General features: G+C 68.1%; 9 protein-coding genes. 7 read left to right on the forward strand and 2 right to left on the reverse strand.

Annotation, left to right across the window (positions count from 1 at the left end):
• Positions 1-56: 56 nt before the first annotated feature.
• The 5 genes from AOZ53_RS22495 to AOZ53_RS22515 all read left to right on the forward strand — a co-directional run bounded on the left by AOZ53_RS22495 (position 57) and on the right by AOZ53_RS22515 (position 6329).
• Entirely contained in the window at positions 57-2708 is a 2652-nt protein-coding gene (locus tag AOZ53_RS22495) for a DNA topoisomerase III (protein ID WP_054489429.1), read from the forward strand.
• Positions 2709-2841: 133 nt separating this feature from the next.
• Positions 2842-3900, forward strand: coding sequence for an ABC transporter substrate-binding protein (locus AOZ53_RS22500; protein ID WP_054433834.1), 1059 nt, complete (start codon positions 2842-2844; stop codon positions 3898-3900).
• Positions 3900-4670: an ABC transporter ATP-binding protein gene (locus AOZ53_RS22505; RefSeq protein ID WP_054433833.1), complete on the forward strand. Its 771-nt coding sequence runs from the start codon at positions 3900-3902 to the stop codon at positions 4668-4670. Before AOZ53_RS22500 ends, AOZ53_RS22505 begins: the two co-directional genes overlap by 1 nt.
• Positions 4671-4677: 7 nt before the next feature.
• Positions 4678-5532, forward strand: coding sequence for an ABC transporter permease (locus AOZ53_RS22510; protein ID WP_054433832.1), 855 nt, complete (start codon positions 4678-4680; stop codon positions 5530-5532).
• Positions 5533-5546: 14 nt separating this feature from the next.
• Positions 5547-6329, forward strand: coding sequence for an SDR family oxidoreductase (locus AOZ53_RS22515; protein ID WP_082380403.1), 783 nt, complete (start codon positions 5547-5549; stop codon positions 6327-6329).
• 94 nt (positions 6330-6423) lie between these two features.
• Here the strand turns inward: AOZ53_RS22515 and ilvB are convergent, their stop codons facing one another.
• Positions 6424-8244, reverse strand: a complete 1821-nt coding sequence (ilvB, locus tag AOZ53_RS22520; RefSeq protein ID WP_156333485.1) for a biosynthetic-type acetolactate synthase large subunit — start codon at positions 8242-8244, stop codon at positions 6424-6426.
• 93 nt (positions 8245-8337) lie between these two features.
• Here ilvB and AOZ53_RS22525 point away from each other — a divergent pair, with 93 nt between their 5' ends.
• Positions 8338-8808, forward strand: a complete 471-nt coding sequence (locus AOZ53_RS22525) for an Lrp/AsnC family transcriptional regulator (protein ID WP_054433830.1) — start codon at positions 8338-8340, stop codon at positions 8806-8808.
• A gap of 10 nt (positions 8809-8818) precedes the next feature.
• Here the strand turns inward: AOZ53_RS22525 and AOZ53_RS22530 are convergent, their stop codons facing one another.
• The gene (locus tag AOZ53_RS22530; protein ID WP_054475394.1) at positions 8819-9739 is read right to left on the reverse strand and encodes a bestrophin family protein; all 921 of its coding nucleotides are present in this window, start codon (positions 9737-9739) and stop codon (positions 8819-8821) included.
• A 107-nt stretch (positions 9740-9846) separates the two neighbouring features.
• On the opposite strand from AOZ53_RS22530, the gene AOZ53_RS22535 reads away from it, so the two are divergent.
• Positions 9847-10368: an SET domain-containing protein gene (locus AOZ53_RS22535; RefSeq protein WP_054433829.1), complete on the forward strand. Its 522-nt coding sequence runs from the start codon at positions 9847-9849 to the stop codon at positions 10366-10368.
• Positions 10369-10756: the final 388 nt, after the last annotated feature.

Consider the following 10756-nt stretch of genomic DNA (forward strand, 5'->3'; position numbering starts at 1 on the left):
AATCTCCGATCTTATTATCCGCGCTACTAAGGCGGGTCTGCCGCCACTGGATACACATGAATAAAACGCTGATTATTGCCGAGAAGCCCTCGGTGGCCCTTGATATATCACGCGCCTTGGGAGGCTTTGCGCGCGAGGGCGACTATTTTGAAAGCGAACGTTACGTACTCGCGTCCAGCATTGGCCATTTGCTGAGCTTGGTCGCGCCCAACGATCCGGTCAAGGGAAAGTGGAGCTTCACGCACCTGCCCGTAATTCCGCCTGAATTCGAACTGGGCCCGACCGACAAGAAATCGGCCGAACGCCTCAAGCTGCTGGTGCGCCTGGCCAAGCGCAAGGACGTCGATGCCATCATCAACGCCTGTGACGCTGGGCGCGAGGGCGAACTGATCTTCCGCTACATCATCCAGTACGCCGGGGTGAAGAAGCCGATCCAGCGCCTGTGGCTGCAATCCATGACGCAGGCCGCCATCCGCGAGGCCTTCGCCAACCTGCGCGACGACGTCCAGCTCAAGCCGCTGGAGGCCGCCGCCCGCTCGCGCGCCGAGGCCGACTGGCTGGTGGGCATCAACGGCACGCGCGCCATGACCGCCTTCAACAGCAAGGACGGCGGCTTCTTCAAGACGCCGGTGGGCCGGGTGCAGACCCCCACGCTGGCGATCGTGGCCGAGCGCGAAGAGCGCATCCGCCGCTTCGTCTCGCGCGATTACTGGGAAGTGCGCGCCACCTTCGTGGCGGCCGCCGGCCTGTATGAAGGCCGCTGGATCGACCCGGACTTCAAGAAGGACGAGCGCGACCCGGAAAAGCGCGAGTCGCGCCTGTGGTCGCAGGCCGCCGCCCAGAGCGTGGTGGCCGCCTGCCGCGCCCAGCCGGGCAGCGTGACCGAGGAATCCAAGCCGTCGACCCAGATGTCGCCGGCCCTGTACGACCTGACCTCGCTGCAGCGCGAGGCCAACGGCCGCTTCGGCTTTTCGGCCAAGACCACCCTGGCCCTGGCCCAGACCCTGTACGAACGCCACAAGGCGCTGACCTACCCGCGTACCGATTCGCGCTACCTGCCCGAGGACTACATCGGCACGGTGCAGGAAACCATGCGCGCGCTGGCCAAGGGCGGCTCCAACGCCGTCGGCGGGCTGTCGCGCCATGCCGACACCGTGGTCAGCCAGCACTGGGTCAAGCCGAACCGCCGCATCTTCGACAACAAGAAGGTGTCGGATCACTTTGCCATCATCCCGACGCTGCAGATCCCGCACGACCTGAGCGAGGCCGAGGCCAAGCTCTACGACCTGGTGCTCAAGCGCTTCCTGGCCGTGTTCTTCCCGGCCGCCGAATACCGCGTCACCACCCGCATGACCGAGGTGCAGGGGCATCGCTTCCGCACCGACGGCAAGGTGCTGGTCAACCCGGGCTGGCTGGCCGTGTACGGCAAGGAAGCGCAGGGCGAGGACGCCAACCTGGTGCCGGTGGGCGACGGTGAAACCGTGCGCACCGAGGAAGTCGAAGCCGTGGGCCTGGCCACCAAGCCGCCGGCGCGCTTCAACGAAGGCACGCTGCTGTCGGCCATGGAAGGCGCCGGCAAGCTGGTGGACGACGAGGAACTGCGCGAGGCCATGTCCGAGCGCGGCCTGGGCACGCCGGCCACCCGCGCGGCCATCATCGAAGGCCTGCTCAACGAGGTCTACCTGCGCCGCGAGGGCCGCGACCTGGTGCCGACCGCCAAGGCGCGCCAGCTGATGACGCTGCTGTCGGGCCTGGACGTGTCGGAACTGACCTCGCCCGAGCTGACCGGCGAATGGGAACACAAGCTCAAGCAGATCGAGCAGGGCGCGCTGGACCGCCAGGCCTTCATGCGCGAGATCGCCCAGATGACGCAGGTCATCGTCAAGCGCGCCAAGGAATACGAGCGCGACACGGTGCCCGGCGACTACGCCACGCTGCAGACGCCGTGCCCCAAGTGCGGCGGGGTGGTCAAGGAAAACTACCGCCGTTTCGCCTGCACCAACTGCGACTTCTCGATCGGCAAGCACCCGGGCGGCCGCACCTTCGAGCTGCCGGAAGTCGAGGAACTGCTGGCCAAGCGCGAGATCGGTCCGCTGCAGGGCTTCATCAGCAAGATGGGCCGGCCGTTCGCCGCCATCCTGCGCATCAGCGACGAGTACAAGCTGGAATTCGACTTCGGCCAGAACGACGAGGACGACAGCGAGGCGGTGGATTTCTCCGGCCACACGCCGGTGGGCAACTGCCCCAAGTGCCAGTCGCGCGTGTTCGAGCACGGCATGAGCTATGTCTGCGAGAAGTCGGTCGGCCCTGAAAAGAGCTGCGACTTCCGCTCCGGCAAGGTCATCCTGCAACAGGAAATCTCGCGCGAGCAGATGGAAAAGCTGCTGACCGACGGCCGCACCGACCTGCTCGACGGCTTCGTCTCCAGCCGCACCAACCGCAAGTTCAAGGCCTTCCTGGTGCGCCAGCCCGACGGCAAGATCGGCTTCGAGTTCGAACCGCGTCCGGAGAAACCCGGCCGCGGCCGCGCCCCGGCCAAGACCGCCGCCACCGCCACCAAGACGGCGGCGAAGAAGGCGCCGGCCAAGAAGGCCGCGGTGAAGAAGACCGCCACGAAAACGGCCACCAAGACGGCAACCAAAACGGCGACCAAGACCGCCGCCAAGAAGGCCGTGAAGAAGGCCGCGCCCAAGAAGACCGCGGCATAGACCGCCACGGTCTACACTTGCGTGGCACGACGAGAACGCCCGGGCAACCGGGCGTTTTCCATTGTTGGACGGCAGGCGCCGCTGCGGTATTGTTGACGCCAAACAACCACACCCGATCGAGACCGAGGAAGACATGAGCACGAGCCCCCACTTCACCACCCGCCGCCGTGTGCTGGCCGCAACCGGGGCGCTCGCCGGCGTCACCCTGATCGGCGGCCGCGTCGCCTTCGCCCAGCCCAAGCTGGGCCGCGTGGTCTACGGGCAGGGCAGCATCGACCCGTTCTTCGCGGCTGGCTATGTGGCGCTCAAGAAGGGCTATTTCGGCGAAGGGGGCCTGGAGGTCGAGTACCTGAATTCGCAGAGCGGCCCGCGCACCAACCAGCTGCTGGCGGCCGGCCAGATCGCCTTCGGCGCCACCGCGGCCACCGCCGCGCCGGCCCTGACGCTGGCCGGCAAGCCGGCCACGCTGGTGTTCGGCTTCGACCGCAAGCTGACCTACGCCAACGTCATCGTGCGGCGCGAGGACTTCGAGAGCGGCAAGATCAAGTCGCTCAAGGACCTGGCCGGCAAGCGCGTGGGCGCGACCCAGCCGCAGTCCAGCACCTGGCTGATGGCGCTGTACCTGATGCAGAAGGCCGGCGTGGCCGACAAGGTCGACATCCGCCCCCTGGGCGACCTGGCCACCATGCTCGGCGCGCTCAAGACCGGCTCGGTGGCCGCCAGCATGGCCACCATGTCGATGATGGAACAGGCCCGGCAGGAAGGCTGGGGCGTGCCGATCTTCGACGCCACCACCGAGGCCTCGTGGAACGAGTTCATGGGCGGCGACGTGCCGGGCATCGCCGCGCTGACGCTGCAGGACACCATCCAGAAGCGGCCGGAGACGGTGCAGGCCTTCGTTACAGGTCTGGTGCGGGCGCAGGACTTCATCACCGCCCACAGCGCCGCCGAGATCGCCGACGTGATCTACGACGATTATCTGAACGCCTTCCCGCGCGCCGCTATCGAGAAGACGCTGGGCGTGTACAAGGAAACCGTGTTCCTGAAGGACAACCTGATTTCCCAGGACGCCTACGACCGCATGACCGCGATCATGGGCGACGGCCGCCAGTTCTCGAACGACGAGATCAAGACCGTGCCGTACGCCAAGTGCGTCGACATGAGCTTCGTGCGCAAAGCGCGAGGCCTGTGATGATCACGCTGGACCGGGTGGGCAAGGCCTACCAGACGCGCCAGGGCACCACCCACGCGGTGGGCGAGGTCAGCCTGGAGATCGCGGCGGGCGAGTTCGTGTCGATCGTCGGCCCCTCGGGCTGCGGCAAGAGCACGCTGCTGAACATGATCGCCGGCTTCCTGCCGCCCACCACCGGCCAGATCCGGGTCGACGGCCAGGTGGTCGATGGCCAGGTGCCGCCGGCGCTGGGCTACATCTTCCAGAAGGACACGCTGCTGCCCTGGTTCAGCGTCAGGAAGAACGTGGCGCTGGGCCTGAAGTTCCAGGGCGTGCCGGCCGCGCGCATCGCCAGCCGGGTGGCCGAGCTGCTGGAGCTGGGCCACCTGACGGCCTTCGCCGACGCCTTTCCGCACCAGCTGTCGGGCGGCATGCGGCGGCGCGTGGCGCTGCTGATGAGCCTGGCGGTGGAGCCGCGCATCCTGCTGCTGGACGAGCCGTTCGGCGCGCTCGATACGCACACCAAGACCCACCTGCACCGCGAGCTGATGGAAATCTGGCGCAAGCTGGGCCAGACCGTGGTGCTGGTCACGCACGACCTGGACGAGGCCATCCTGCTGTCGGATCGCGTGGTGGTGCTGTCCGGCCCGCCCAGCCGCGTGCTGCTGGACGAGCGCATCGCCATCCCACATCCGCGCGACGTCTTCACCCTGCGCGAGACGCCGCAGTTCGTCACCCACGTGCAAAGCCTCTGGAGCGTGCTGGGCCAGCAGTTCCGCGCCGCCGCCTGATTCCGCCATGACCGCTCCCGAATTCACCGATACCCTGCAGGACCAGCTGCGGCTGGACCGCCGCGCCAGCGCCCTGCGGCGCATGCGCATCACCTTGTGGCAGGTGCTGATCCTGGCCCTCATCCTCGGCTCCTGGGAAACGCTGACGCGCATCCCGTGGTTCACCCAGAACACGCTGTTCGATCCGTTCTTCATCAGCCAGCCCTCGCGCGTGGCGGTGCGGCTGTGGGAATGGCTGCAACCCGGCCCGCGCTCGGTCTGGCCGCACCTGTGGCTGACGCTGCAGGCCACGCTGGTCGGACTGGTGGTGGGCGTGGGCAGCGGCTTCATCGTCGGCATGACGCTGAGCCGCAGCCGCTTCCTGGCGGACGTGTTCAACCCGTTCATCGTGGCCTTCAACTCGATGCCGCGCATCGCCTTCGTGCCGCTCATCACCATGTTCTTCGGCCTGGGGCTGGCGTCCAAGGTGGTGACCTCGTGGTTCGTGGTGTTCTTCCTGGTGTTCTTCAACACCTACAAGGGCGGGCGCAGCGTCGAGCGCGAGCTGGTGGACTTCTGCCGCACGCTGGGCGGGTCGCCGCGCCAGATCCTGTGGCGCGTGCGCATCCCGACCGCGGCCGCCTGGACCTTCGCCGCGCTGCCCAACGCCATCAGCTTCGCGCTGATCGGCGTGGTGCTGGCCGAGTTCGTCGGCTCCACCACCGGCATGGGCTACCTGATGATCACCGCGCTGGCTACACTGAACGCCACCGACATGTTCGCGGCGGTCACGCTGCTGTCCATCGTCGGCATCGCGCTGGTGTACTGCGTCACCTGGCTGGAACGGCGGCTGCTGCACTGGGCGCCCGAATTCCGCGAATGAACCGAGCCGCGACCATGACGACTTCCTTGCCCTATCTGCGCAACTTCGACCTGAGCGGCCAGGTCGCGCTGGTGACCGGCTCGGCCCGCGGGCTGGGCTTCTGTATCGCCCGCGCGCTGGCCGGCAGCGGCGCGCGCGTGCTGATCAACGGCCGCAACGAGCAGGCCGCGGAAAGCGCCGCCGCCACGCTGCGCGCCGATGGCCTGGACGCGCACGCGCTGGCCTTCGACGTCAGCGACGACGACGCCATGGCGCGGGCCTTCGAGCGCATCGACCGCGAGCATGGCCGCCTGGACATCCTGGTGAACAACGTCGGCGCGCGCAACCGCAAGACGCTGGCCGACACCAGCGCCGCCGAAATCCGCGAGCTGATCGACACCGACCTGGTGGCCGGCATCCTGCTGGCCAAGCACGCCGCCGAGCGCATGGCGCGCCAGGGCGGCGGCCGCCTGATCGCCATCACCTCGGTGGTGGGCGAGCTGGCGCGCGCCGGCGACGCGGTCTATCCGGCCGCCAAGCAGGGCCTGACCGGCATGGTGCGGGCATTGGCGGCGGAGTTCGGCGGGCGCGGCATCACCAGCAACGCCATCGCGCCGGGCACGTTCGCCACCGAGACCAATGCGCAGATGGTGGCCGACCCCGCGGTCGGCCCGCGCATCGCGGCGCGCAACCCGACCGGGCGCTGGGGCGAGCCGGAAGAGATCGCCGGCGCGGCGGTGTTCCTGGCGTCCAAGGCGGCGTCCTACGTCAACGGGCACGTGCTCGTCGTCGACGGCGGCCTGTCAATCCAGTTCTGACCGTGCGGCAAAAGCGAAGGGGCCCTTTGCGGGCCCCTTCGTCATTCCGGCGGCCCCGCGTGGGAGGTCCGCCTGCCCGGCAATCGCCGCCGGCTCAGGTCGTCTCGTCCTGGTACCAGACGCCTTCGGCCAGCATCATCTTGTGGTGGCCATGGCCGGCCGGCATCATGGGGAAGCAGTTCTCCTGCGCCGTCACCGCCACGTCGAGGAAGTAGGGGCCGTCGTGCGCCAGGCATTCGGCCAGCGCCGCGTCCAGCTGCGCCGGGTCCTCGACCCGCGCCGCGCCCCAGCCGAAGGCCCGCGCCAGCGCCACGAAATCGGGCAGCGAGGCGTTGTAGCTGTGGCTGTAGCGGCCGCCGTGGATCAGTTCCTGCCACTGGCGCACCATGCCCATGTAGCCGTTGTTGCACAGCACGACCTTGACCGGCGCCTGGTGCTGCATGGCGGTGGACAGTTCCTGGATATTCATCAGCACCGAGGCGTCGCCGCTGACGCACACCACGGTCTTGTCCGGATGCGCGACCTGCGCGCCGATGGCGGCCGGCACGCCGTAGCCCATGGTGCCGGCGCCGCCGGAGGTGAGCCAGCGGTACGGCTGGTCGAAGCGCAGGTACTGCGCGGCCCACATCTGGTGCTGGCCGACGTCGGTCGAGACGATGGCGTCGCGCCCAGCCAGCGCCGCGTTCAGGCGCGACATCAGGTGCTGCGGCAGGATGGCGTCGGCCGCCGGGGTGTAGCCCAGGCAGTCCTGCGCGCGCCAGGCCTGCACCCGCGCCCACCACGGCGCCAGCCGGGCCGCATCGAGCGGCCCGCCCAGCTCGGCCTGCAGGGCGCGCACCAGCGGCAGGCAGTCGCCCACCAGGGCCACGTCCACCCGCACCACCTTGTTGATGGAGGCGGGGTCGATGTCGATATGGATCTTGCGCGCATGCGGGCAGAACTCGGACAGCTTGCCGGTGATGCGGTCGTCGAAGCGGGCGCCGATGCAGACCACCAGGTCGGCGTTGTGCATGGCCAGGTTGGCCTCGACGGTGCCGTGCATGCCGAGCATGCCGACGAACTGTGGATCGGAGGCCGGGAACGCCCCCAGGCCCATCAGCGTGAGGGTGCAGGGCGCGCCGCTGGCGCGCACCAGTTCGGTGAAGGCGGCGCAGGCCTCGGGGCCGGCGTTCACCAGCCCGCCGCCGCCGTAGAAAATGGGGCGTTTGGCCTGGGCGATCAGCGCGGCGGCGCGGCGCACCGCCGACTGCGGCAGCTTGGGCGCCAGCTTGCCCGACTGGCGCCGCGCGCGCAGCGCCGCCAGCTTCTGCTGCGACGGGGTGTCGTCGTCGCCGTCGGCATCGCGCGGCACGGCCAGCTGCACGTCCTTGGGGAAGTCCAGCAGCACCGGGCCGGGCCGGCCCTGGCGCGTCAGTTCGAAGGCGCGGGCGGTGACGGCGGCGACGTCGTCGACCGACCGCACCTGGGTGTTCCACTTGGTCACGGAACGCGAGATGCCGATGGCGTCGCATTCCTGGAAGGCGTCGGTGCCGATGGCGCTGGTGGCGACCTGGCCGCTGATGCACAGCACCGGGATCGAGTCGCACATGGCGTCCAGCAGGCCCGAGGTGGTGTTGGCCATGCCGGGGCCGGAGGTCACGAACACCACGCCGGTGCGGCCGGTGGTGCGGGCGTAGCCCTCGGCGGCGTGCACGGCGGCCTGCTCGTGGCGCACCAGCACGTGGCGCAGGCGCGGCTCGGCATAGAGCGCGTCATACAGCGGCAGCACGGCGCCGCCGGGATAGCCGAACACGGTGTCCACGCCGTGCGCGATCAGCGTTTCCAGCAGAATCCTGGCCCCGTTGGCGGGGGGAGTTTCAGGGGCGGCAAGCGCGGCGGCGACGGAGGGGTGCAGGCGATCGTTCATGCTATCCATCTTATTGGGAATCCGGGAGAATATTTATCTTCTTTTCCACGAATTGCCGGCAAACGCAGTAAATTTATCTTTGGATCGGAGGAATCAAAGAAAATGAACCTGGACAAGTTTGATTTGGCGATTCTGCGCGCCCTGCAAGAGAACGCCCGCGCCAGCCTCAACGACATCGGCGCGGCGGTCGGCCTGTCGTCCACGCCGTGCTGGAACCGGATCAAGCGCATGGAGGCCGCCGGCGTCATCCGCGGCTACACGGTCGACATCGACCCGGCCAGCCTGGGCTTCATGGACACGGTCATCGTCCACGTGACCCTGGAAAGCCACAGCGAGGAAACGCTCTATGAGTTCGGGCGGGCGCTGGCGCAGATTCCGGAGGTGCTGGAAGCCTTCCTGGTGTCGGGCGACTACGACTATTACATCCGCATCGCCGTGCGCGACACCCGCGACTACGAGCGGCTGCTGCGCGAGCAGCTGTATCGCATCCCCGGCATCCGCCACAGCAAATCCTGCTTCGTATTGCGGCGCCTGAAGGAAACCATGCTGCCGCTGAACGGGCCGACGACCTGAATCCTGGCGCTCAGCGCAGCACGCAGTCCACCGGCTGCGCCGGCTCGGGCAGCGGCCGCACGCCCAGCCCGTCCAGCAGGTCGATCTCGATCACCCGCGCCAGGGCCGACAGCGGCAGGTCGTTTTCCTCCAGGCCGAACGGGTCTTCCAGCTCGTCGCCCAGCGCGTCCAGCCCGAAGAAGGTATAGGCGATGATGGTGACCGCCACCGGCATCAGGTATTCCAGCGTGCCCACCAGCCCGAACGGCAGCAGCAGGCAGAACAACCAGGCCGTGCGATGCAGCAGCAGCGAATAGGCGAACGGCGTCGGCGTGTACTTGATGCGCTCACAGGCCGCCTGGATCGCCGCGCATTGCGCCACCCGCTGCGTCAGCCCCTGGTACAGGATGTCGGTCAATTCGCCGCGCCGCAGACAGGCCGCCAGGTCGCGGTTGATCGCCATCAGCAGCGCGTCCGGCACGTTGCGGTTGCCGGCCAGCGTATCCAGTTCCTCGGGCTGCACCCAGGGCCGCACCGCTTCCAGCATGTCCTGGTCGCGCAGCCGCGCCGCCAGCGCATAGCCGAAGCCGATGCAACGCCGCACCAGCCGCTCCTGCACCGGATTGGCGGTGCTGGCCGCCAGCAGCACCGCGCTCTCGCGCGCCAGGCTGCGGGCCTGCACGATCAGGTCGCCCCATTGCTTGCGCGCTTCCCACCAGCGGTCATAGCAGACGTTGTTGCGAAACCCCATGAACACCGACAGCGCCAGCCCGAACAGCGAGAACGGCACCGCCGACAGGTGCGTGGGCGAGAACCATTGCCGGTGATACATCCAGACCACCACGCACGACAGCACGGTGATCACCAGGATGCGGCTGAAGATGCGGGGAATGATGGAACCGCGCAAGACAAAGAACAGAGCCAGCGCGGAAGGACGCGGACGGACAATCATGGTGCAGGTGAACAAAGAAACGAGGCGGCGCTCACTATACGCCTGTCATCGTGTCATGAGCGCGCCGATATAATTCTGTTTCGTCTCACCGCCACACTTGCCACTCAATGACCACCGAAGACACCCCCATCAAGCCCTGGTACGTCGTGCGCCGCTCCAAGCTGCACGGCAACGGCGTCTTCGCCGCCCGCAAGATCCCCGCAGGCACCCGCATCATCGAGTACGGCGGCGCCCGCATCAGCGCCAAGGAAGCCGACCGTCGCCACCCCACCAATCCCGACGATCCCTTCCACACCTTCTTCTTCGCCCTCAGCTCCGGCCGCGTCATCGACGGCGGCGACCAGGGCAACGACGCCCGCTGGATCAACCACTCCTGCGAGCCCAACTGCGAAGCCCAGGAAGGCAAGCACGGCAAGCGCGTCTACATCGTCGCCCTGAACGACATCCCGCGCGGCACCGAACTCTCCTACGACTACGGCCTGGTCCTAGACGGCCGCATCACCAAGGCCCTGAAGGAAGGCTACAAGTGCCTCTGCGGCACCCCGCCGTGCCGCGGCACCATGCTGGCCCTGCCCGAAAAGAAGAAGAAAAAGAAACCGGCCGAAGCGCAAACCGAAGCCGCGAAGTAAGCAAGCGGCGAGAGCACCCACAGCGCAGCCCCAACAGCTGCGCTAGCCCGACACCCGGCATCCAGCCCGGCACCGCCCCCACGCAACCCCCTCAAACGCCAAAGAAGGCCGCCCGCGCGGCCGCCTTTGGCGACCCCGCAAGACCCTCCCCCCAGCCCCATCCTGGGCCAAAACGCCAAGCACACCGCTTTCCCCCAGCGCCCGTGAAGGTACAGCTGACCGAGCCGGGGGTGGCGGGGCTTGGGGGGAGCGGGGCGTGTAGATGCGCCCAACGGAAACCGAAGGGAGCCGAAGGCGGACGAGGTTGAGGCAGGGGCAGTCCGGAGCGAACGCTCCGGACCGCAATCGTAGCCCCGCTCCCCCCAAGCCCCCCCGCCCCCCGCGTCTT

This window comes from Achromobacter sp. 2789STDY5608621 (genome assembly GCF_001299375.1).
Taxonomy (GTDB): domain Bacteria; phylum Pseudomonadota; class Gammaproteobacteria; order Burkholderiales; family Burkholderiaceae_B; genus Achromobacter; species Achromobacter insuavis.